Below are 22,673 nucleotides of genomic sequence, written 5' to 3'. Positions count from 1 at the left end.
GGATTCGATATGCATTTTTGATTGGATGAAGCTGCTGCCCCCGGGATTGCCCTGGCTTTCAGCAAGCGGCGATTTCGGCCTCGAAAGTGGTAGCAGGAGATTTTACGATGATCACTGGTGCTCAATGCCGTGCCGCTCGCGCGCTGGTCGAATGGACCCGTGACAAGCTCTCCGGCAATTCAGGCGTGGATGTGTTGGTCATCGAGGAATTCGAGCGTCGGATCAGTCTTCCCGACCAGGATATCTGCGACACGTTGCAAACCGCGCTTGAAAACGCCGGCGCCGTTTTCATCGCGGAGAACGGCGGCGGTGTCGGCGTTCGCCTGAAACTCAACCGCTCGGAAGTCAGACGAATCGGCGTCCTGGAAAATGAAGGCGGCATCGTCGGAACGGACGCCGTTCCATAGGTCTTCGGAGCCCGATGGGTCGACGCTCACAGTCGACTGCTGGGCAGCTCAGATCCCGCTTGGCTGCGCAGACGCGAGCAAGGAAGTCCTTTATGACGGTTATCTGGGACGATCTCACCGAGGACGAGCAAACGGCACTCAAGCGAATGAACCGTGGACCTTACCCATCTCTATCGAAACCCTTGGCCGAACGCCTTGTCTTTCTCGGACTGGCGGAAGAAAGACCGGGCGGGACCGGGATAAACAGGGCCGGAAGAGAACTGGTGATAGCCACCTTGCTTGGCGTCCGCCGCCACTAGGCCTGCGTCAAACGGATCGGATCCCAACTGGTGACAGGTGCCGTTGACGGCATGCCGGAAGCAGCCGAACGCCACCTTTCTTGAGAGTCCGCGGCGGGGCTCCCAGCACCGTACAGTCGCTGGCATGCGAATTCCTGATCTTTGTCAGCGAGTTCTCCAAGCTACTCTTACCTCCAGTTGACTGGCCCTCGCGCGGCGCGGCTGTTACGGAGAACGCACCAATCAATGCCTTGCCCAATGTCATCGGAGAACCATAATGGGCGGAGCCAGGCAGGGGTTGTCTCCGATGACTTTGGGCAACAATAGATGACCGACGACACATCGCTGATTCTGATGATCGTCCTGCCTTTCGCAGGCAGCCTTGCCGCTATCATACTCCCGACAAACGCCCGCAACGCCGCAGCTATTCTCGCCGGCGCAGTGGCTTTTATCTGTCTGTGTCTGGCGGTCATGTTTTATCCCTCCGTACTCGATCGAGGCGTGGTGCGCAGCGATATCGAATGGCTTCCAACGCTTGGTCTTGATGTCACTTTGCGAATGGACGGATTTGCCTGGCTGTTCGCCGTGCTCATAAGCGGCATCGGCTTCCTCGTCGTCATTTATGCGCGCTACTACATGTCGCCGGAAGATCCGGTTCCCAGGTTTTTTTCGTTCTTTCTTGCGTTCATGGGATCAATGCTCGGGGTCGTCATTTCCGGAAACTTGATCCTGCTGGTCGTATTCTGGGAACTGACCAGCATCTTTTCCTTCCTGCTGATTGGCTATTGGCACCACAACGCCAGTGCCCGAGACGGCGCCCGCATGGCGCTGACGATTACCGGCATCGGCGGCATCGGTCTGTTGGCTGGCTTCCTGCTGATCGGTCTTATCGTTGGAAGCTACGACCTCGATCGTGTTTTGGCTTCAGGCAACCTTATCCGCTCCCACGATCTCTATGTGCCCATCCTGGTTCTTGTGCTCCTCGGGGCGTTCACGAAGAGCGCGCAGTTTCCGTTCCACTTCTGGCTGCCCAACGCCATGGCCGCACCGACCCCGGTCTCGGCCTACCTGCACTCGGCGACCATGGTGAAGGCCGGCGTGTTCCTGTTGGCGCGCCTGTGGCCGGTGCTTGCGGGGACATACGAATGGTTCTGGATTGTCGGCTTCGCCGGCATGATGTCTTTCGTGCTGGGGGCGTATTTTGCGATCTTCCAGCGGGACATAAAAGGTTTGCTCGCCTACTCGACCATCAGCCATCTCGGTCTGATTACACTTCTGCTCAGCCTCGGCAGCCCCCTTGGGGCCGTCGCCGCCATCTTCCACATGATCAACCACGCCACGTTCAAAGCCTCGTTGTTCATGGCCGCCGGCATCATCGACCATGAGACCGGAACGCGCGACATGCAGCGGCTGGGCGGACTTTTCCGCTTCATGCCCTACACCGCAACGCTCGCCATGGTGGCAAGCGCGGCCATGGCTGGCGTGCCCCTCCTGAACGGATTTCTCTCCAAGGAAATGTTCTTCGCCGAGGCGATCGCAACGCACGCCGATTCCATTCTCGATACCGCAGCACCCTATGCAGCCGTCCTGGGCAGTGCTTTCGCAGTTGCCTACTCGGCACGGTTCATCCACAGCGTGTTTTTCGGATTGCTGCCGGCCGATCTGCCTCGCGAACCTCACGAACCGCCGTTTTTCATGCGGTTTCCGATCCAGCTTCTTGTCCTCGCCTGCCTCCTGGTTGGGACCGTACCCGGCCTGACCGTCGGCCCGTTCCTCCACACCGCCGTCACCTCCGTCCTGGGGCCCGCGACGCCGGAGTACAGTCTGGCCGTCTGGCATGGGTTCACGATTCCGCTTTTCATGAGCGTGTTGGCGCTCGCCGGTGGTGCAATCCTTTATCTGCTGCTGAAGGATTATCTGGCGCGCTGTGAGGACGGGCCGCCCTACTTCCGCCGCCTCAGGGGCCAGCGCGTCTTCGAGCGCGTGATGGTGGCGGTCTCGTGGAGAGGTGCCCGCTTCCTGGAAAGCATTCTCGGAACGCGTCGGCTCCAGCCGCAACTTCGCTTGCTAATCGTCGTGGCCTTCATCGCCGCCGCATGGCCACTCCACAGGCTAGGTTTCGATCCCGGTCGGCTGACAGTCCAAGGCCTCGACGTCACCTTTGCCGGCATCTGGGCGGTCGGCGTCGTGTGCGCCCTCGGCGCCGCATGGCAAGCCAAGTTCCACCGACTGTTCGCGCTTATCCTGCTCGGCGGCGCCGGACTTGTCACCTGCATCACCTTCGTCTGGTTTTCCGCGCCAGACCTCGCGCTCACTCAACTGCTCGTAGAGGTGGTGACCGCAGTTCTCATCCTTCTCGGCCTGCGCTGGTTGCCCAAGCGGTCGGCAGACGTCACCCGCGGCGTGGCAACGACGGGGGCAAGACTACGCCGCTACCGCGATCTGGCCATGGCGGTTGCGTGCGGAACCGGCATGACGATTATCGCCTATGCGGTCATGACGCGGACCCCGCCAGTCACTATCGCCGACTTCTTCCTGAAAAAGGCCTATTCGGAAGGCGGCGGCAAGAACGTCGTCAACGTCATCCTGGTAGACTTCCGGGGTTTCGACACGTTCGGCGAGATCACGGTTCTCGGCATCGTCGCCTTGACGGTGTTCGCCCTGCTTCGCCGGTTCCGGCCGGCGCCCGACAATGTGGAATCCCCTGAACAGCAACGCGTCCAGCGGGCATTTGACGAAGCCCGGCCCGACCGCGAGGCGGGCGATACGGTGAGCGACTATTTGCTGATCCCCTCGGTGATCATGCAATGGCTGTTCCCGGTAATCATCGTGTTCGCCGCCTATCTGTTCATGCGCGGCCACGACCTCCCCGGCGGCGGCTTTGTCGCCGGCATAGCATTGGCGGCCGCCTTCATTCTGCAATATCTGGCGGAGGGCACACGCTGGGTTGAAGACAGGTTGCGCGTCCTGCCGGTGAACTGGATCGGCTTCGGGCTTCTCGTGGCGGCCCTCGTCGGCGCGGGCTCCTGGCTGTTCGGATACCCGTTCCTGACCTCGTATTCCCGCTATGTCGAGCTGCCGCTGATCGGTTCCGTGCCGGCGGCTACCGCGACCCTTTTCGATCTCGGCGTCTTCTCGCTCGTTGTCGGTGCTACCGTGCTGATGCTGATCGCTCTCGCCCACCAGTCCATCCGCCGACTGCGCGCATCGCGGATCGCCGCGCAAAGCAACGAGGAAATCGCGTAGTGGAGCTTATCCTCGCCATCGGGATCGGCGTGCTGACGGGGTCCGGCGTTTGGCTGTTGCTGCGGCCGCGGACCTTTCAGGTCATCATCGGCCTGTCCCTCATCGGCTATGGTGTCAACCTGTTCATCTTCTCAATGGGCAGACTTAGGGTTAATACGCCGCCCGTTCTCCAATCCGGCGCGGTGGTCAACCCAGCGGACTACGCCGACCCCATCCCGCAGGCGCTTGTTTTGACCGCGATCGTCATCGGCTTCGCGACAACTGCCCTGTTCCTCGTGGTGCTGCTGGTATCGCGCGGCTTGACGGGCAGCGACCATGTCGACGGCAGGGAGCCCAATTGATGGAAACGGCAGGTCATCTCATGATCATGCCGATCGTCCTGCCGCTGGCGGCAGGGGCCTTTCTGCTGCTGCTGGACGAGCGTCGCCATGTCATCAAGGCCGTGATCAGCATCGTCTCGGCGCTTGCGCTGATGGTCATCGCCATCGCTCTACTTCGCTCGGCCGACAATGCCAGCGCTTCGTCCGGCGCAGCAACCGGCGTTTACCTGCTCGGCAATTGGCAGGCGCCGTTCGGCATCGTGCTCGTGCTCGACAGGCTATCTGCCCTGATGCTGGTCCTGACCAGCGTACTGGCGCTCGCTTCCCTGGCCTTCTCGCTGGCGCGCTGGCACAAGGCAGGCCCGCATTTCCACACGCTCTTCCAGCTTCTGCTGATGGGGCTGAACGGGGCGTTCCTCACGGGCGACCTGTTCAACCTGTTCGTCTTCTTCGAGGTCCTTCTGGCCGCATCCTATGGTCTCGTTCTGCATGGCTCGGGACCGCTCCGCGTCAAGGCGGGCCTGCACTACATTGCAGTCAATCTCGCGGCTTCGTCGCTGTTTCTGATCGGCGTCAGCCAGATCTATGGCGTGACCGGTACACTGAACATGGCGGATCTTGCGCAGCGAATCCCGGCGGTGCCGGCGCAGGATCGAATGCTGCTCGAAGCCGGCGCCGCCGTCCTCGGCGTCGCCTTCCTGGTCAAGGCGGGGATGTGGCCGCTGAGCTTCTGGCTGCCGGGCGCTTATTCGGCGGCAGCGGCCCCGGTCGCCGCGATCTTCGTGATCATGACCAAGGTCGGCTTCTATGTCCTGCTGAGGCTTTCCCTGTTGCTGTTTGGCGTGGACGCTGGGGCCACAGCGGGCTTTGGCCACTCGTGGCTGCTGTTCGGCGGCATGGCCACCATCGCCTTCGGCGCTGTCGGCGTGTTGGCGTCGCAGGCGGTGGGCCGGCTCGCCGGCTTCAGCATCCTGGTCTCATCCGGCACACTGCTGGCCGCGATCGGCATGGCCGATGCGAGAGTCACTGCCGGAGCCCTCTTCTACATGGTCAGTTCAACCCTGACGATCGGCGCTTTCTTTCTCCTGATCGAGCTCGTCGAGCGGGTGCAGGACCCAGCCGCAAATGTTCTATCGGTGACCATGGAAGCCTATGGCGACGACATGGAGGAGGAAGTGCCAGAGCAGGAGGAAGTCGGCGTTGCCATCCCCGGCACGCTGGCCGTTCTCGGCATCTGTTTCGCGGCATGCGGCCTCTTGCTTGCGGGCCTGCCACCGCTTTCGGGATTTGTCGGAAAGTTCGCGCTGCTGAGCGCGATGGTGCGCCCCGATGCGGTGGCGGACGGCGGCGTAATCGCGAGCTCGACATGGGCCCTGGTCGCGTTGCTGATCCTGTCCGGCCTCTGTGCCCTGATCGCCACAATGCGCGCCGGCATCCAGATTTTCTGGGCGCCGATCGAAGGCACCATACCCCGCGTGCTGCTGCTGGAGATCGCGCCTGTCGCCTTCCTGCTGACGCTCTGCCTGTTGATGACGGTCCAGGGTGGACAAATGATGCGCTACATGGAGGCGACCGCTCAGTCCCTGCATTCGCCAGCGGACTATTTGCGAGATGTTCTGTCCGCCCAGCCGATACCAGGCCCCAACGCGCCGAGGGACAAATGAGCGCTCTTCTGCCTTATCCGCTGCTGACAGCTTCGCTGCTCGTCATGTGGATGCTGCTCAATGGTCTGTCCGTCGGCCAGGTTGTTCTCGGCGGCATAATCGCTCTTGCAGCGTCCTTGGCGATGGCAGCGCTTCAACCCTCCAAACCAAAAATACGACGCTGGGACATGATCCCGCAACTGGTCCTGATCGTCCTGGCGGACATTCTTCGCTCCAACATCGCCGTTGCGGGGGTCATCCTGCAAGGCAGGCGGCGTACGCGAACATCCGGCTTCGTGATGATCCCTCTCGAACTGCGCGACCGGACTGGGTTGGCTGTACTCGCCTGCATCATCACTAGTACGCCCGGCACCGCCTGGGTCGAATATCATGCCGGCAGCGGCAGGCTTCGGATCCATGTTCTCGACCTGATCGACCGGCAGGCGTGGATCGACCTGATCAAGCAGCGTTATGAACGGCGGTTGATGGAGATTTTCGAATGAGCGGCGTCATAATCGTCTGGTCCGTCACCGTCGCTCAATTGCTTCTGGTCGCCGCAATGGCGTGCTCTCTGCTGCGCCTCGTTCGGGGGCCGCGCGCGCAGGACCGGATCCTGAGCTTCGATGCGCTCTATGTCGGCGCCATGCTTCTGCTGCTGACCTTCGGCATCCGTGCCGGCAGCACGGTCTATTTCGAGGCTGCCCTGGTGATCGCGCTGCTCGGCTTTGTCTCGACCGTGGCGCTGGCGAAATTCCTTATGCGCGGCGAGGTAATAGAATGACCGGTCTCGGCGACCTGCCGGTCTGGGCGGCTCTGCTCACGGGGTTCTTCCTGATCCTGGGATCGGCGCTGACCCTGCTCGGGTCGGTCGGGCTCCTGCGGTTCAGAAGTTTTTACGAACGAATCCATGCGCCGACGCTAGGGACCACCTGGGGCACGGGAGGTGTTCTGATCGCCTCGATCATCTTTCATTCAGTGCTTCAGTCGAAACCTGTCCTGCACGAGATACTGATCGCACTGTTCGTGACTGTCACGACACCCGTCTCGCTTATGCTCCTGGCGCGCGCGGCGCTTTACCGGGACCGCAGCGAGGGTAACGATGGCGTCCCGCCATTCGAGATGGCCGCGGAATCCCAAGACGAACAGCCACGATCATCTGGCGTATAGGCCTCGATCAACTTCGGATCGGCGGCACCGCGAAAACATCCACGTCGACCGATCGCAGAATGCTTTCTGTCACGCTTCCCAGAAGTACCTTGATGAGGCCCGAACGGCCATGCGTTCCGATCACCAGAAGATCGGGGGCAACCTCCTTGATCGCCTCCATGATCGCTTCGACGGGGCCTGCTTCCTTGATACGCAGCGACCAGTTGTCGACGCCAAAGTCGTTCGCTTCCAGAAACGCGACCAGTTCCCTGCCCGCCTGCAAACGTTCTGCCGCCACGTAGCGCGCGATCTCGTCCTTGCCTATTCCAGCATTTGACATTTTTCCCTTGGCGAACGCATCGAAACCATGGACCAGCGAAAGACTGGCGTCGCCAATCAACCCGGTTTCCCTAGCCGTCCTGATCGCCCGCGCGGACGGCTTGGACATGTCCACGGCAGCCATCACCTTTTTGTATGAATGCTCTACTTCTGCATTCACCATGAGCACCGGGCATGGTCCTGTACGGATCACCCGTTCGATAGTCGTTCCGACAAAAATATCGCGCAGCAGCTGCTTGCGGTGCGCGCCCATGACAATGAGATCGATCGCATGCGCCTCGGCCGCCCTCAAAATGCCGTCGAACGGATCGCCGGCGACAACCGTAGACTTACAGTGGAGCCCCCGCAGTTCAGCGATCGAACCCATTTGCTCTTCAAGATATCTCTGCGCCTCGCGTTTTTCGAGCTCGAGCATGCCTAGGGGTTGGTCGTCGTCGACGACATGGACGAGTGTGAGTTCCGCGCTGACGTCCCGCGCCAGGAGGCCGGCTCGCCGCAGTGCACGTTGTGAACGGGTGGAAAAATCGGTCGCGGCAAGGATTTTCATGGCAGCTCCGTGTTTCTCGTCCGTGAGATCATACCTATCCTTCGGCAGACTTGGGTAGTGATCTAGTTGACGATGCTCTCGCGTAGTCGAAAGGGCACCCTATGCGGCGGCTTCACTGTGCTGCAAGGGCGGCCGGAAATGCTTGATCGCCTTCTCTTGCCGCTGAGCCTGGCGCCGCGCGGCTTGACTTCGCAAATTGCTTCCCCAACTATAGGTGTATGAGCACCACCGCCAAAATCCGCCGCGATTTTCTTTTCCGGGTTTGCCCCATAGCGGGATCGTAACCCCCGGCTCGGCTGCCATGCGCGCCCCGAGCCGAGGGGTGAGCATGTGAAATCGACATGTGACATTGGCGCAGGGTCGCATCAGTCCCTGCAGTATCGGCGCATTCAGCAATAAATTTCCGTCGCACTGACAACCGTTGACGGCCCCTTCGGCGGGTCCCGGACGCGAGGCAGAACATGAGTATTCAAATGCAAGACAACAAGAAAACCCGGCGCAAGCCGAACATCCGCATCTCACAATCGGATCACGCACGTTTGTCGGCCCTCGCGAACACCGTTGCCGCCCGAAATCCGGAGGCGGCAGATGAGTTGCTCGCCGAACTCGAGCGCGCGCGCATCGTCGCCGATGGCTGGGTCTCCGCCGGCACCGTCCGGATGGGCTCGATTGTGACGTTCAAGCCCGACACCGGCGATCGGAAAACGGTGACGCTGGTTTTCCCTGGCGATGCCGACATCTCAGAAGGCAAGGTTTCGATCCTTACGCCGATTGGCACGGCCCTGATCGGCCTCTCGGCTGGCCAGTCGATCATGTGGACCGCCCGGGACGGGCGTCGACACGAATTGTTGGTGCTTGACGTGAGCCAGCCCGCTCCGGAAGGCGATGTAGCCGATCGGCGCGCGCCAGCGTCTTCGACAATTGTGGCGGGCGTCTAGTCATGGGCGTTTCCATCCGTCTCCTCAATCACGCGGGCAGCCTCATCGCGGGAGTGTGACCCCTGCGCCGGCCTATCCTGGCCCGGCACAGGGGTAGCTTTCCACACCCGATCAATTGCTTGACGCCGGATCCCTTGCAGAGGACCGGCTGGAGACGCGCCATGCCCACTATCGATAGCTGTCAACTGACCACCAAGGACTACACGATTCTTGAAGTGATGCAGGAGCGCCGCCCTGCCCGCGATGCCTTCTCGGCTATCCTTCAACGGAAGATTTCGAGCGCAGTTGTAATGTTTCGGGAAGACGTCCCGGCAAACGTCGTGACACTCAGTACCCGTGTGGCTTATCGGGTGAACGACGGCCCTGCCGAAACCCGCATCGTCGCCCATGACGAGATGCGCGGTCTGGTTGGCATGCTTTTGCCGATCACCAATCCGCGCGGCCTGGCGCTGCTTGGTCTGGCCGAAGGTCAGTCCATATCCATCCCGACAACGGACGGCGGCCTTGAAACGCTGACTGTGCATGAAGTGGTCTATCAGCCAGAAGCCGCAAGGCGCGAGAGACTGAAGCTGGCGGGGGGTGCCGAGCCGGGCTCGTGGGGGTTGGGCGGACCGGTTCTGCGCGTCGTCCATCGTTCCGATGAGGCGCAAGACAAAGCGGCAAAGCAAGGCATGGCGGCTTTCGACCCCGGGTTCGACGACCCGGGTCCGTCAGCGGCCTGAAAGCTCGACTATCCCGAAGGCTGTGAAGGCGGATAGACAAGCGTTCCGTCAGCCCTTGCCTGTACCAAGTGAGCCCAACAAACTAGGATCTGATTATGGATGATTACGACAACCAGAAAGGCGCCAAGCCTGAAGATGTGCGAGCCGCGTTGAGAGGCTGGGCATTCTTCGCCGTTCTAATGACCGGAATCTTTGGCCTGGCCTACGCTTTGATCGAAATGTAGATGACCGACGAAGCCGACAGCTTGTCATTGCAGTCTTTGCGATCCTTCCACTAACGCGAACCGTGGCTTCGCGCCGGGAGCGACGATCATTTCACAACTTGCTTCAATCCACGTAGCGCCTCCTGCACGTCGGCTCGCGCCTCGCTTGCTTCCGGATAGACTGCATAGGCTGGATAGGTGAATTCCGGCGCGCCTTCTACCACCTCCAGCTGCCCCGCCTCGATATGGGGAGCTGCTGCGCCCCTGCGGAAATAACCCATTCCGCCGGCGCGCAGGATGTAGCTCAGCCCAAGCGGGCCAAGGCCGACCATCAATCCCGGCTCGCCGAAGGCAGAGGAACTGGCACCATGCTGGGCCGCAAACAGCGGCCCCCAGTCGACATAGACATAGTCCTTGGAGCCGACCGGTTCCCCATCTCTGTCGGTGGTGCGAACCAGGACGAGCTGCTCCTCGACGAGAAGCTCTACCCTGAAACCCGGCAGCAGCTTCGGCGCATAGAGCACCGCAATGTCCAGAACGCCGGTCCTGAGCTGCTCGAGGAGCTGGTCCGGCACGCCGACTTGGGCTTGAATGGCGATTTCCGGCCTGGCCTTCTTCATCCAGACCAGCCAGTCGAGCAGCAGCGGGTTCCATAGGCTGAGCTCTCCGCCCAGGGCGACGACGCTTGTCCGTCCCGATGGGATGGCGAGCTGGTGGCGGGCGCGCTCCCAAATTTGCACGAATGACTGGGCGAACCGCTCGAACTCCCGGCCCGCCGGCGTCAACTGCGCGCCATTGCGGTTGCGGATGAAGAGTTGACGTCCGAGCTCTTCCTCCAGCGTGCGTATCCGCGCGCTCACAGTTGTCTGGGTGACGTGGAGTCGGTCGGCAGCTCTCAGAAAGCTGCCGGAATGGACGATTTCCAAAAACGTGCGCGCGCGGTCGATGTCCATCACAGCTTTCAGTTCAGTGCAATAATCTTGCACTAATACAGCATTTAATTCCGTTTGCCTTCCTGTTTTACGCAGCGCAACGTCCACGGAAGCGGGGTCTCCGCTGCAACGGATATGGAGCGTGCGATGTCTGATCAGGAGGATGTCTACCCGGAGACGAGAGAATACGCCTCTCCAGCATGCTTCATGCACGAACTTGTCCCCGGGTACGGCACTGAGCCGGCAGTTCAGGACGCATGGCCCGATGTCTGTCGATGGCGCAAGGCGGAACGCAAGCGCCTGATCGATGAGCGTCTCGCGATCGACGCCGAGGAACGCAATGCGAGGTCTTTGCGTATCGCTTCCGCTCTCGACCTGGCTGTCGGTCGGGTGAGCGGGCGGATCGTCAGCGGCTATTGGCCATTCCGCGGTGAGCCCGATCTCCGCAACTGGGCGATAAAGGTGATCGAGCGCGGCGGACGGATTGCGCTTCCAGTCGTCATCAAGAAAGGCTGGCCGCTGGAGTTTCGTATCTGGGGGCCAGGAGACCCGCTCGAACGCGGCGTCTGGAATATTCTTGTCCCTTCTCACGGACCTGCTGTCCAACCGGATGTGGTCATCGCACCCGTCGTCGGTTTCGACCAGGCAAACTACCGCTTGGGTTACGGTGGCGGCTTCTTCGACCGAACCCTGGCCGCCGCGCCGAAACGGCCGCTCGTCGTCGGCGTCGGTTACGCCGGCAGCAGGATCCAGACCATCTATCCGCAGCCACACGACATTCCGATGGATGTGATCGTCACGGATGAATGAATGAGTGCAGGCAAGGCCTGATCCCCTTTGTGACGGCGGATCGCGGATGCCGTCCATCGTTGAGGCCGTCTTGCCTGCCAGCAGTGAAAAGCAGGAAGCACATCATGTCTAATCCAGCCACGACCTTGGATGATCACAGGCCCCGGTTTCTCGTCCGGTGGCTGTTCTCCACCAACCACAAGGACATCGGGACGCTCTATCTGATCTTCTCGATCATGGCGGGAGTACTCGGCACCGCGCTCTCGGTGCTGATCCGGATGGAGCTTCAGGAACCGGGACTGCAGATATTCGGCGACCCGGCTGTCTACAACGTCGTCGTCAGTGCCCATGGGCTGGTCATGATCTTCTTCGTCCTCATGCCGGCGCTGATAGGGGGGTTCGGCAACTGGATGGTGCCGATCATGATCGGCGCGCCCGATATGGCCTTTCCACGCATGAACAACATTTCCTTCTGGCTGTTGGTAATGTCGTTTATCCTCTTCATCACCTCGATGTTCGTTCCTGGAGCGCCCGGCACGCTCGGTCATGGCGGCGGCTGGACGCTCTATCCGCCACTTTCGACCACCGGCCAACCGGGCCCTGCGGTCGACCTCGTCATCCTTTCGATCCATCTTGCGGGAGCGTCATCGATTCTCGGCGCGATCAACTTCATCACCACCCTCTTCAACATGCGCGCACCTGGCATGACGATGCACAAGATGCCTCTGTTTGCCTGGTCGATGCTGGTCACCGCCTTCATGCTTCTCATGTCGCTGCCGGTGCTCGCCGGCGCGATCACGATGCTGCTCACGGACCGCAACTTTGGCACGACCTTCTTCGTGCCGGACGGCGGCGGCGATCCGATCCTCTACCAGCACCTATTCTGGTTCTTCGGCCATCCCGAAGTCTACATCATGATCCTCCCCGGCTTCGGCATCATCAGCCACGTCATCTCGACCTTCGCCAAAAAACCGATCTTCGGCTATATCGGCATGGCCTATGCGATGGTGGCGATCGGCGCGATCGGTTTCGTCGTCTGGGCGCATCATATGTATACCACGGGTCTGTCCGTGGACAGCCAGCGCTACTTCGCCTTCGCCTCAATGGTCATCGCCGTTCCAACCGGGGTGAAGGTGTTTTCGTGGCTGGCGACCATGTGGGGAGGATCGATCGAGTTCAAGACGCCGATGCTGTGGGCTCTCGGCTTCGTCCTGCTCTTCACCATCGGCGGCGTCACCGGGATCATGGTCGCCAGCCCCGGCATCGACCGCTCGTTGCACGACACCTATTTTGTGATCGCCCACTTCCACTATGTGCTGTCTTTGGGTGCAGTCTTCGCCATCTTCGCTGGCTTCTATTACTGGTTCCCGAAGATGACCGGCTACATGTACAGCGAAACGCTGGGCAAGCTGCATTTCTGGCTGATGTTCATCGGCGTCAATCTCGTCTTCTTCCCACAGCATTTTCTGGGCATGGCCGGCATGCCGCGGCGCTATGCCGACTACCCCGACGCTTTCGCCGGCTGGAATTTCGTGTCGTCGATCGGGTCCTACATTTCAACGGCTGGGCTTGTCGTCTTCTTCATCACGGTGGCGGAAGCTTTCAGCCGCCGACGCCAGGCTGGCGCCAATCCATGGGGCGAAGGGGCGACCACGCTCGAATGGCAACTGCCATCGCCGCCGCCCTTCCATCAGTGGGAGAAGCTGCCGCGCATCCTCTAGCTTCGCCTCCTGTTCCAAATCGGCGCCTGCTGTCGCTTCGACATCTTGTCGGGAGAACGTCATGAACGAGACCACAGATCCGAACAACCACATCCTGCTCGTGGGAATCATCGCGTTTTATTGGGCATTGCTGAGCAGTTGGGGCCAAACTCAGCCGCGCCCTGGCACCGACAAGGCCAAGCGGGACGATGCGCCGACGGACCAACGGACCGGCAGTGACAAACGCACGCCCTCCGCCGACACCCCCTTGGATGGGATTCGAAAGATCGACCCGGATTTCGACATCGCCGCGTTTCTGGCTGGCGCCAAGACAGCCTATGAAACTATCCTGCGGGCCTATGCGGACAGTGACATCCAGACGTTGAAGCGCCTTGTCGGGCCGGAAGTGCTTGATACCTTTGAGCGAGCCATTGCCGGACGCCGGGATCGCGAGGAGACGCTGCATCTCACCTTCATCGGCACCAGTGAAGCAAAGGTCGTCGATACTCTCGAGCAAGACGGTACCGCTGAGGTTGTTGTTCGGTTCGTTTCCGACGTGGTCAGCGTTACACGCTCGGCCAACGATGCGATCGTCGCCGGCGATCCCGAGCAAATCGTTGAGGTGATCGATACGTGGACGTTCGCCTGTGAAACCCAGTCAACGAAGCGGAATTGGATGTTGATCGCCACGGACGGCGAATAACGGTTTGCGCCCCTTCCGGTAACCGCTGGAGGGCGACGCCTGGTCATGTAGGCCTCGTCACGTACGCCGTGGGTCAGCGTAAGAGGACCAACGGCCATGACGCTTTGGAACGCATCTGCGCTGCAGGTGCGGTGGAGACATGTTGATGGCCACCCTGCTTCGTCGGGCCTTTGGTTTGGCGCCGGCGCCTTCGCCCTGGAACGATACGAACGCTGTTCGCGAAATGTTGTTCAGCGTCGAACGACTGCAAGAGCACGCCCGCAGCCTGGCGGCCGCCCAGCACATCAAGCAGGACAGGCCGAACGGGCATTCGCTGCTGAAGCGGCTCACCGACAATGAAGCCAGCCTGATCGCTGCTTATCGCTCCATCTGCGAGGCGGTCGGTGACGGGGCGGCTATCACTCCTGCCGCGGAGTGGTTGATCGATAATTTCCATCAAGTGGAACGGCAAATCCGACAAGTCAGATTGGATCTGCCACCTCGTTACTATCGCCAACTCCCTACGCTCGCGGACGGCCCGTTTGCGGGCTATCCGCGTGTCTTCGGGATGGCTTGGGCATTCGTCGCCCACACGGACAGCCGGTTCGATGTCGACGCGTGGTGCGACTACGTACACGCCTATCAAACCATCCAGCCACTGATGATCGGCGAACTCTGGGCATCGGCGATTACTCTCAGGGTCATTCTAATAGAAAACCTCAGGCGGATCGCAGCGCGTATCGTTTATAGCCGCGAGGAGCGCCGCAGAGCGGATGATCTTGCCGACAGGTTTCTCGCGGTGGGTGGGCATGCGGCCGAGCCTCCTAAGTCCGTCATGGACGAGCTCGATCAAGGGGTGCTCTCCGAGGCCTTCCTCCTTCAACTCGTTCATCGGCTACGCGATGAAGGTCCCTCCGTCTCGTCACTGTTCATACATCTCGACAAACGGCTGGCGGCGCAGGGGAAGACCGTAGACGCAGCTGTCAATGACGAGCAACAAAAGCAGATTTCGGCCAACGTTACCGTTCGAAACATCATCACCAGCATGCGCCGCATGTCCGATGTCGATTGGACGGAAATCTTCGAACGCGTCACCCTGATCGACGCTGTGTTGGCGGATGGCTGCAGCTTTGCGGAGATGGACTTCCCGACCCGCAATCTGTACCGCACGGCCGTCGAGGAACTCGCCCGCGGATCCGGCCTTAGTGAGCTGGAAATCGCTCACCGAGCGGTTTTAACCGGCGCTCAGGCCGAGCCTGAAGCCTTGGAGACAGACGAACGCCAGACCGATCCTGGCTATTATCTTTGCGCAGGCGGTCGTGTCGAGTTCGAAGCGGAAGTTGGATTTCGCCCACGACCTCGACTGTTATTCGGGCGGTTCTATCGCACGCTTGGCATTGGAGGGTATATCGGTGCGGGCGCGATCGTGGCCGCGCTCCTGCTGGCGATGCCGATCGTCGTCCATGCTCAAGCCAGTCCTGGCTGGATATGGTTGGGCATACTGGGAACACTCGGGGCCATCCCAGCCCTGGACGCAGCGGTTGCGCTCGTCAACCAGGAGTTGACCCACCGTTTCGGCCCGACCCAACTGCCGGGTCTCGAACTTCGCGATGGCGTGCCCAAACGGCTTCGCACGCTCGTGGTTGTGCCGACCTTGCTGACGACCCGCGAGGTTGTTGCCGCGCAAATCGAACAGTTGGAAATCCACTATCTCGCGAGCATCGCTGGTGATGTTCAACTCGCCTTGCTGTCTGACTGGACCGACGCGGCGACCGAGACCGTCGAAGGTGACCAGGAACTCCTTCAAGTTGCCATCGATGCGATTGCGCGCCTGAACCTGCGCCATGGACAAGCGCCTGGCGGCGATCGTTTCCTGCTGCTCCATCGCCGGCGCGTATGGAATGAGAGCCAACAAAAGTGGATTGGCTGGGAGCGCAAACGCGGCAAGCTTCATGAGCTGAACCAATTGTTGCGGGGTGCTTCCGATACCACATTCCTGAGCCTTGATGGCCGGCCGCCTCAGGTTCCGGAGGGCGTGTTCTATGTCATCACACTGGACGCGGATACGAGACTTCGGCGTGATTCGATCCGGCGCATGATCGGCAAGATGGCGCACCCGCTGAACCAGCCACGCCACGACGCGGCCACCGGCCGCGTCGTGGAAGGCCATGCCGTGCTGCAGCCTCGTGTTGCCACCGCGCTGCCGACGGCAGCCGAGGGATCGGTCTACCAGCGCGTGTTCTCCAGCATGAACGCGATCGACCCGTATTCAACGGCTGTAGCCGACGTCTATCAAGACTTGCTAGAGGAAGGGTCCTACGCAGGCAAAGGCATCTATGCGGTCGACGCCTTCGAATTCGCACTCAAGGGCCGTTCGCCCGATTCGATCCTCCTCAGCCATGACCTCTTCGAAGGCGTATTTGCCCGCTCCGCTCTGGCCGCCGACATCGAGGTCGTCGAAGCCTACCCGGCCCGCTATGATGTTGCGTCACTTCGGTATCATCGTTGGGCGCGCGGGGACTGGCAGTTGCTGCCGTGGATATTAGGGTGGTCCAGTCTGCTGGGAGGGGGCCGTACGCACTCCGTAACAATGCCTGCCAGTGGTCGTTGGAAGATGGTCGACAATCTGCGGCGCACATTTTCTCCGATCACGTGCCTGCTCGCGCTCATGGCGGGATGGCTGCTGCCTTTCGACGCCGCGGTAATCTGGACGATCTTTGTCGTGGCAACGCTTGTGTTGCCCAGTTCCGTGCCGGCTCTGGCAGGGATAGCACCGCGTCATGCCGGTCTCAGCCAGCGCATTCACTTCAAAACCGTGATGTCGGACTTTCGCCTCGCCCTGCTTCAATCACTGTTGATAATCACTTTGCTGGCGCACCAGGCGTGGCTGATGGGCGATGCCATCGCCAGCACCCTGTTCCGGCTGTTTATCACCCGGCGCAACCTTCTCGAATGGACCCCGTCGGCACAAGCCACAATTGGTCGCGAACCTACAACGTCCGCTTACTATCGCTGGATGGCGGGCGCGGTGCTGATCGGTGTGGCCGCGCCGATCGTAGCCTTGTTTTCCGGAAACCAGACCTGGTTTCTTGCCGTCCCGTTTGCGATCCTGTGGATCGCCTCTCCCGCAATCGCCAGGTGGGTGAGCCTGCCTTCGGTCAGAGCAGCGGCGGTGCAAGCGCCGACCGTGGCGGAGGCTCGCGCCTTGCGGATGATCGCGCGACGGACCTGGCGGTTCTTCGAGACCTTCGTTTCCGCGGACGACAACAATCTTCCCCCAGACAATTTCCAGGAGGATCCCGCGCCGGTCGTCGCCCATCGCACCTCGCCGACCAATATCGGTCTCTACCTGCTGTCGGCGGCGAGTGCACACGATTTTGGTTGGCTCGGTGTCGCCGACACGGTCGAGCGTCTGGAAGCGACGCTTTCGACCATGGGGCGCCTCGACCGCTTTCGTGGACATTTCTATAATTGGTACGATACCCGCGATCTTCGTCCCCTCGATCCGCGGTATGTCTCCTCCGTCGATAGCGGCAATCTCGCCGGACATCTCATCGCGCTCGCCAACGCTTGCAAGGATTGGGGCGACCTCAGTGCGGCAGCGCGGTTGAGAGGAATAGACGACGCTCTCAACATCATGGTCGATGAGGTCAACACGCTGCGAGACAGCCGTCGCACCGATACCGTCACCTGGCGTCAGCTCGACGACGCCATCGCCCTTCTCACGGCTGACCTACATCGACCGCCGGCCGCCCCTCAAGAGATGCCTAACCTCCTTTCTGCGCTGGCGACATCGGCCGAGACCTTGGTCGACATCACTCAGGCGTTGGCGCTCGAACGGGCCGAGGACGGCAGCTCTGACATGCTTTTTTGGACACGCGCCATCCGCAACTCAATCGCCAGTCATAAACGCGATCTGGACAGTTCGGGACCAACTGCCGCCGAGATGTCGGAACGTCTCTCCGCTATTGGCGAAACTGCCAGAACTTTGGCGATGGCGATGGAATTCGATTTCCTGCTCGACCGCCAACGCATGTTGCTCTCGATTGGCTTCCTGGTCACCGAGGGCGTGATGGACGAAAGCTGCTACGATCTGCTGGCGTCGGAGGCGAGGCTGGCAAGCTACGTCGCTATCGCAAAAGGTGACCTTCCCGCCCGACACTGGTTTCGCCTCGGACACGATGTCACTCCGGTCGATGGCAGCGCGGCATTGATCTCGTGGTCGGGTTCAATGTTCGAATACTTGATGCCGTCCATCGTCATGCGCTCACCGGCAGGCAGCATGATCGAACAGACCAACCATGTCATTGTCCGGCGGCAGATCGAATACGGAAAAACCCTCGGCGTGCCCTGGGGTGTCTCTGAATCCGCCTATAACGCTCGCGACCTGGAACTAACTTATCAATACTCCAATTTTGGCGTGCCGGGGCTCGGATTGAAGCGAGGACTCGGCGAAAATGCCGTTGTGGCGCCTTATGCGACCGCGTTGGCGGCGACGGTCGATCCGGTTGCTGCAGCGCGAAACTTCGAGCAGTTGGTCGCGCAGGGCGGCCTGGGCCGTCACGGGTTTTTCGAGGCGCTCGACTACACGCCCGCTCGATTGCCGGACGGAAAAATCGTCGCGGTTGTCCATGCCTATATGGCCCATCACCAAGGCATGACGATCGCCGCCATCGCAGACGCCTTGTTGGGAGGCGCGATGCGGCGCCGTTTCCACGCAGAGCCGATGATGAGGGCCGCCGAGCTGCTGCTACAGGAACGTATGCCCCGCGAGGTCGCGGTGCAGTCGCCTTGGGCGAGCGACGGGATTTCCGTGGCGAAGATCCGGGAGCTCGATCTGCCCGAAGCCTCGCGGCGCGTCGACCCCTATGCCGCGACGCCTGCGACGCACCTGCTCTCCAATGGCCGTTACAGCGTAATGCTGACGGCGGCCGGCTCGGGATACAGCCGCTACGGCGCGCTGGCTGTTACACGCTGGCGAGAGGACGCAACCTGCGATGATTGGGGATCCTACATCTATTTCAGGGATATCGAGAGCGACGAAGTCTGGTCGGCGGGGATCGCCCCGACGGGCGTTGAGCCGGATCACTACGCGGTCACTTTCAGCGCGGATCGCGCCACATTCTCGCGGCGCGACGGCGAGCTGAGCACCATCCTCGAGGTTGTTGTTTCAGCGGGGGACGACGCTGAGGTACGCCGTGTGACCGTCACCAATTCCGGCAGTCGCTCGCGAGACATCGAGGTCACATCCTACGCCGAGGTGGTCATGGCGCCCCCGGCCACCGATGCCGCCCATCCAGCCTTCGCGAAACTTTTCGTCCAGACCGAGTACGATACGCGTCCGGGGGCCATCCTGGCCACGCGGCGGCGGCGCTCGCCGGACGAACCTGAAATCTGGGCCGCGCATCATTCGGTGGTTGAGGGCGCGAGTGTAGGAAAGCCTGAATTTGAAACTGACAGAGGCCGCTTCCTCGGCCGAGGACGAGGCGTCCGCAACCCCGCCGCTGTGATCGACGGTCGGCTCCTTTCCGGATCGACAGGATCGGTCCTCGATCCCATCTTCGCGCTGCGGCGTCGTGTGCACCTCGCTCCTGGTGCGCCGGTTCGCATTGCATACTGGACTGTGGTCGCTAAATCGCGGACGGGGGTTCTTGACCTGATCGACAAAACGCATGACATCAGCGCATTCGACCGCGCCGCGACGCTCGCCTGGACGAAGGCGCAAGTGGAACTCCATCATCTCGGGATCAATCGAGCCGATGCGACCTTGTTTCAGCGTCTGGCGGGCCATCTGCTTTACGCCACGCCCGCGTTGCGTTCCTCCTCGGAGACCATCCTTCGGGGTGCAGGCGCACAACCCGGACTGTGGGCACAAGGCATATCCGGTGACTTGCCCATTATCCTCCTGCGTATTGCAAATGCGGACGATATGCGGATCGCGCATCAACTTCTTCAGGCGATGGAGTACTGGCGCCATCAACAGCTCGCGGTGGACCTCGTCATCATCAACGAGCGCGCCTCTTCTTACATTCAAGATCTGCAAAACGCCCTCGAGGGCTTGGTGCGGACCAGCTACGGTGGGCTCTCGTCGGCCATTTCGCAGGACGCCTCCGCCGGTCGTGTGTTCGTCCTCCGAGCCGACCTGGTCCCGACGGAGACCCGCGCGCTGCTTGGATCAATCGCGCGGATCGTGCTCGTCGCCGAGCATGGCGGGTTAGCCGCACAGCTCGACCGCATTTCCGATGCCGGCGACGGGATCCCGCCGGCCCGAAGCTCTCGCGCCCGGCGCCCGCTGCGACCGGTGGCGGCGCCGCGCTTGCAGCTTGAATATTTCAACGGCCTCGGCGGCTTCGCCGATGATGGTAAGGAATATGTGACGGTCCTTGGCGCTGGTCAGTCGACCCCTGCGCCTTGGATCAATGTTGTCGCCAATCCTGCTTTTGGTTTTCAAATGTCCGCCGAGGGATGCGGCTTCACCTGGTCGGTCAACAGCCGCGAACACCAGTTGACGCCGTGGTCAAACGATCCAGTCACCGATCGATCGGGCGAAGCGGTTTATCTGCGCGATGAGGATACGGACGAATTGTGGTCTCCGACCGCATCCCCGATCCGTGATGACGCAAGCACCTACGTGGCCCGGCATGGTTGGGGATACAGCCGGTTCGAGCATGAGGCGCACGGCATCGCGTCGGAATTGCTGGTTTATGTACCCTTGACTGATGCGATCAAGATATCGCGCCTCAGACTCCGCAACACGACCAACCGCCGTCGCCGGCTGTCCGTCACGGCTTATGTCGAATGGGTACTCGGCGTCTCCCGCGCCTCATCGGCTCCGTTCGTTCTGACGGAGATTGATCCTGGATCCGGCGCGCTTTTCGCACGCAATCCATGGAGCGCTGACTTTGGATCTCGGGTCGCCTTCCTCGACTTGGGTGGACGTCAAACAAGTTGGACGGCCGACCGTCGGGAGTTCATCGGCCGCAACAGCGACCTTGCCGACCCGGCCGGCCTGGCGGCCGGCGCCCGCCTTTCGGGAGCGGTCGGCGCCGGCCTCGACCCTTGCGGCGTTCTCCAGACCATCATCGAGCTCGCTCCAGGAGAGGAAACCGAAATCGTCCTTTTCCTCGGCGACACCGCCGGCCCCGGTGAGGCCGTCGAACTGATCACGCGGTATCGTCGGGCCGATCTTGACACCGTGTTGAACGAGGTGCGTGCGCATTGGCAGGACATTCTCGGCGCGGTGCAGGTCAAAACGCCCGATCGGTCTATGGACATCATGTTGAACGGTTGGCTTCTCTATCAGACAATCGCGTGTCGCATCTGGGCCCGGTCGGGTTTCTATCAGGCAAGCGGGGCATACGGATTCCGCGACCAGATTCAGGACGGCATGGCGCTGGCGGCAATCCGTCCCTCGCTTACGCGCGAACATCTGATTCGTGCCGCGGGCCGCCAGTTTGCGGAGGGCGACGTTCAGCATTGGTGGCTGCCGCATTCAGGCCAGGGCGTGCGCACGCGGATTTCCGACGACAAGGCGTGGCTGGCTTACGCCGTCGCACAGTACATCGAGGTCTCAGGCGACGCCGCGCTCCTGGACGAACTCGTCCCTTTCCTGGCGGGGCCAAATCTGGCCGCTGACGAGCACGACAGCTTTTTCTCACCTGCTATTTCGCTCCAAACTGCTAGCCTTTACGAGCATTGTGCCCTCGCCCTTGATGCGAGCCTCGCGGTAGGCAGCCACGGTATTCCACTGATGGGCGGTGGCGACTGGAACGACGGGATGAACCGCGTGGGTGAAGGCGGCCAGGGCGAGAGCGTCTGGCTGGCTTGGCTCCTGCATACGACCCTGACCGCCTTTGCTGGGGTGGCTGATACACGTCATGATCCGGTACGAGCTGAGGCTTGGCGCGCGCATGCCTCGGCGCTGGGGGAGTCGCTCGAACACCAGGCATGGGACGGCGACTGGTATCGGCGCGCCTGGTTCGATGATGGCGCCGTGATTGGCTCGGCGACGAACGATGAATGCCGCATCGACTCTATTGCGCAATCCTGGGCAGTAATCTCCGGCGCAGCCGAGCCTCAGCGCGCAGCCCAAGCCATGGTTGCCGTCGAACGCGAACTGATCGACGAAGACAACGGTCTGGCGCTGTTGTTCACGCCGCCTTTCGACCATATGTCGCACGATCCGGGATACATCAAGGGCTATCCACCCGGCATTCGTGAGAATGGCGGCCAGTATACCCATGCCGCAGCGTGGTCGGTCATCGCCTTTGCCCTCCTCGGCGAAGGCGGCAAGGCGACGGGCTTGTTCGCGCAACTCAACCCGATCAACCATGCCCGCACGCGGCCCGAACTCCGACATTACAAGGTGGAGCCATATGTGGTTGCTGCCGACATCTATTCAGCGCCCGGTCAGATCGGACATGGCGGTTGGACCTGGTACACGGGCTCGGCTGGCTGGATGCACCGCGCCGGGCTCGAAAGCATCCTGGGCGTGCGGTTCGAGGGATCGTTTCTGCATCTCGACCCCTGCATCCCGAACAGTTGGCCAGGGTTCGAGGTCACTCTCCGTCGCCGTTCTGCCCGCATGCGAATAAAGGTAGACAACCCAAATGGCTTTTCCCGGGGGGTGGCTTCGGCTCAGTTGGATGGGATATTGCTCGTTCAGCGTCCCCTCCGGGTCGAGTTGATCGACGACGCGCGCGTTCATGAACTCCTGGTTACGCTGGGTTGACGCGAGCGAGGGACCTGCCCGCAGACTATTCGATGATGGCATCAAGCTAC

Annotated in this window: 17 protein-coding genes; 15 read left to right on the top strand and 2 right to left on the bottom strand. The window is 61.3% G+C overall.

The features are described 5' to 3' along the window. Positions 1-107: 107 nt before the first annotated feature. The 8 genes from NR193_RS25030 (at position 108) to mnhG (ending at position 7,061) form a co-directional block, all read left to right on the top strand. Positions 108-407, top strand: a complete 300-nt coding sequence (locus NR193_RS25030; RefSeq protein ID WP_256753426.1) for an XRE family transcriptional regulator — start codon at positions 108-110, stop codon at positions 405-407. A 92-nt stretch (positions 408-499) separates the two neighbouring features. Next, complete coding sequence (locus NR193_RS25025) at positions 500-706, top strand: hypothetical protein (RefSeq protein WP_256753425.1); 207 nt, start codon at positions 500-502, stop codon at positions 704-706. 306 nt (positions 707-1,012) lie between these two features. Further along, positions 1,013-3,931, top strand: coding sequence for a monovalent cation/H+ antiporter subunit A (locus NR193_RS25020; RefSeq protein ID WP_256753424.1), 2,919 nt, complete (start codon positions 1,013-1,015; stop codon positions 3,929-3,931). Then, positions 3,931-4,272, top strand: a complete 342-nt coding sequence (locus NR193_RS25015; RefSeq protein ID WP_256753423.1) for a Na+/H+ antiporter subunit C — start codon at positions 3,931-3,933, stop codon at positions 4,270-4,272. Before NR193_RS25020 ends, NR193_RS25015 begins: the two co-directional genes overlap by 1 nt. Continuing rightward, positions 4,272-5,915: a monovalent cation/H+ antiporter subunit D gene (locus tag NR193_RS25010; protein WP_256753422.1), complete on the top strand. Its 1,644-nt coding sequence runs from the start codon at positions 4,272-4,274 to the stop codon at positions 5,913-5,915. Before NR193_RS25015 ends, NR193_RS25010 begins: the two co-directional genes overlap by 1 nt. Then, positions 5,912-6,397 (top strand): Na+/H+ antiporter subunit E, encoded by a 486-nt coding sequence (locus tag NR193_RS25005; RefSeq protein WP_256753421.1) that lies wholly within the window; start codon positions 5,912-5,914, stop codon positions 6,395-6,397. The genes NR193_RS25010 and NR193_RS25005 overlap by 4 nt, the downstream gene beginning before the upstream one ends. Further along, complete coding sequence (locus NR193_RS25000; protein ID WP_256753420.1) at positions 6,394-6,675, top strand: K+/H+ antiporter subunit F; 282 nt, start codon at positions 6,394-6,396, stop codon at positions 6,673-6,675. Before NR193_RS25005 ends, NR193_RS25000 begins: the two co-directional genes overlap by 4 nt. Then, a complete protein-coding gene (mnhG, locus tag NR193_RS24995) occupies positions 6,672-7,061 on the top strand; it encodes a monovalent cation/H(+) antiporter subunit G (protein ID WP_256753419.1) in 390 nt (129 codons plus the stop codon). The genes NR193_RS25000 and mnhG overlap by 4 nt, the downstream gene beginning before the upstream one ends. A gap of 7 nt (positions 7,062-7,068) precedes the next feature. Here the strand turns inward: mnhG and NR193_RS24990 are convergent, their stop codons facing one another. After that, positions 7,069-7,926: a universal stress protein gene (locus tag NR193_RS24990; protein ID WP_256753418.1), complete on the bottom strand. Its 858-nt coding sequence runs from the start codon at positions 7,924-7,926 to the stop codon at positions 7,069-7,071. A gap of 473 nt (positions 7,927-8,399) precedes the next feature. On the opposite strand from NR193_RS24990, the gene rnk reads away from it, so the two are divergent. The 3 genes from rnk (at position 8,400) to NR193_RS24975 (ending at position 9,810) form a co-directional block, all read left to right on the top strand. Next, entirely contained in the window at positions 8,400-8,864 is a 465-nt protein-coding gene (rnk, locus tag NR193_RS24985; RefSeq protein ID WP_256753417.1) for a nucleoside diphosphate kinase regulator, read from the top strand. A 119-nt stretch (positions 8,865-8,983) separates the two neighbouring features. Further along, positions 8,984-9,586 (top strand): nucleoside-diphosphate kinase, encoded by a 603-nt coding sequence (locus NR193_RS24980; RefSeq protein ID WP_256753416.1) that lies wholly within the window; start codon positions 8,984-8,986, stop codon positions 9,584-9,586. 95 nt (positions 9,587-9,681) lie between these two features. Beyond that, positions 9,682-9,810: a hypothetical protein gene (locus NR193_RS24975; protein WP_256753415.1), complete on the top strand. Its 129-nt coding sequence runs from the start codon at positions 9,682-9,684 to the stop codon at positions 9,808-9,810. 86 nt (positions 9,811-9,896) lie between these two features. Here NR193_RS24975 and NR193_RS24970 read toward each other — a convergent pair whose 3' ends face one another. Beyond that, entirely contained in the window at positions 9,897-10,829 is a 933-nt protein-coding gene (locus NR193_RS24970) for a LysR family transcriptional regulator (RefSeq protein ID WP_256753414.1), read from the bottom strand. A gap of 39 nt (positions 10,830-10,868) precedes the next feature. Between NR193_RS24970 and NR193_RS24965 the strand changes: the two genes are divergently transcribed. The 4 genes from NR193_RS24965 to NR193_RS24950 all read left to right on the top strand — a co-directional run bounded on the left by NR193_RS24965 (position 10,869) and on the right by NR193_RS24950 (position 22,623). Then, positions 10,869-11,531, top strand: coding sequence for a 5-formyltetrahydrofolate cyclo-ligase (locus NR193_RS24965; RefSeq protein ID WP_256753413.1), 663 nt, complete (start codon positions 10,869-10,871; stop codon positions 11,529-11,531). A gap of 104 nt (positions 11,532-11,635) precedes the next feature. Then, a complete protein-coding gene (gene ctaD, locus NR193_RS24960; protein ID WP_256753412.1) occupies positions 11,636-13,231 on the top strand; it encodes a cytochrome c oxidase subunit I in 1,596 nt (531 codons plus the stop codon). 61 nt (positions 13,232-13,292) lie between these two features. Continuing rightward, a complete protein-coding gene (locus tag NR193_RS24955) occupies positions 13,293-13,913 on the top strand; it encodes a Tim44/TimA family putative adaptor protein (protein WP_256753411.1) in 621 nt (206 codons plus the stop codon). Between the two features lie 145 nt (positions 13,914-14,058). Continuing rightward, complete coding sequence (locus tag NR193_RS24950) at positions 14,059-22,623, top strand: GH36-type glycosyl hydrolase domain-containing protein (RefSeq protein ID WP_256753410.1); 8,565 nt, start codon at positions 14,059-14,061, stop codon at positions 22,621-22,623. The last annotated feature ends 50 nt before the right edge of the window (positions 22,624-22,673 follow it).

The sequence above is a fragment of the Mesorhizobium sp. Mes31 genome (assembly GCF_024519675.1).
GTDB lineage: Bacteria > Pseudomonadota > Alphaproteobacteria > Rhizobiales > Rhizobiaceae > Mesorhizobium.
Note: the sequence above shows the minus strand (reverse complement) of the source record. Positions and strands in the feature narration are given on the sequence as shown.

Bases quoted from the DNA above. Each gene is read 5' to 3' on its own strand.
- NR193_RS25000 (WP_256753420.1), top strand. From the start codon at position 6,394: ATGAGCGGCGTCATAATCGTCTGGTCCGTCACCGTCGCTCAATTGCTT.
- rnk (WP_256753417.1), top strand. From the start codon at position 8,400: ATGCAAGACAACAAGAAAACCCGGCGCAAGCCGAACATCCGCATCTCA.
- NR193_RS24975 (WP_256753415.1), top strand. From the start codon at position 9,682: ATGGATGATTACGACAACCAGAAAGGCGCCAAGCCTGAAGATGTGCGA.
- NR193_RS24950 (WP_256753410.1), top strand. From the start codon at position 14,059: ATGGCCACCCTGCTTCGTCGGGCCTTTGGTTTGGCGCCGGCGCCTTCG.
- mnhG (WP_256753419.1), top strand. From the start codon at position 6,672: ATGACCGGTCTCGGCGACCTGCCGGTCTGGGCGGCTCTGCTCACGGGG.
- NR193_RS25025 (WP_256753425.1), top strand. From the start codon at position 500: ATGACGGTTATCTGGGACGATCTCACCGAGGACGAGCAAACGGCACTC.
- NR193_RS24965 (WP_256753413.1), top strand. From the start codon at position 10,869: ATGTCTGATCAGGAGGATGTCTACCCGGAGACGAGAGAATACGCCTCT.
- NR193_RS24955 (WP_256753411.1), top strand. From the start codon at position 13,293: ATGAACGAGACCACAGATCCGAACAACCACATCCTGCTCGTGGGAATC.
- NR193_RS24990 (WP_256753418.1), bottom strand. From the start codon at position 7,926: ATGAAAATCCTTGCCGCGACCGATTTTTCCACCCGTTCACAACGTGCA.
- ctaD (WP_256753412.1), top strand. From the start codon at position 11,636: ATGTCTAATCCAGCCACGACCTTGGATGATCACAGGCCCCGGTTTCTC.
- NR193_RS25010 (WP_256753422.1), top strand. From the start codon at position 4,272: ATGGAAACGGCAGGTCATCTCATGATCATGCCGATCGTCCTGCCGCTG.
- NR193_RS25005 (WP_256753421.1), top strand. From the start codon at position 5,912: ATGAGCGCTCTTCTGCCTTATCCGCTGCTGACAGCTTCGCTGCTCGTC.
- NR193_RS25030 (WP_256753426.1), top strand. From the start codon at position 108: ATGATCACTGGTGCTCAATGCCGTGCCGCTCGCGCGCTGGTCGAATGG.
- NR193_RS25020 (WP_256753424.1), top strand. From the start codon at position 1,013: ATGACCGACGACACATCGCTGATTCTGATGATCGTCCTGCCTTTCGCA.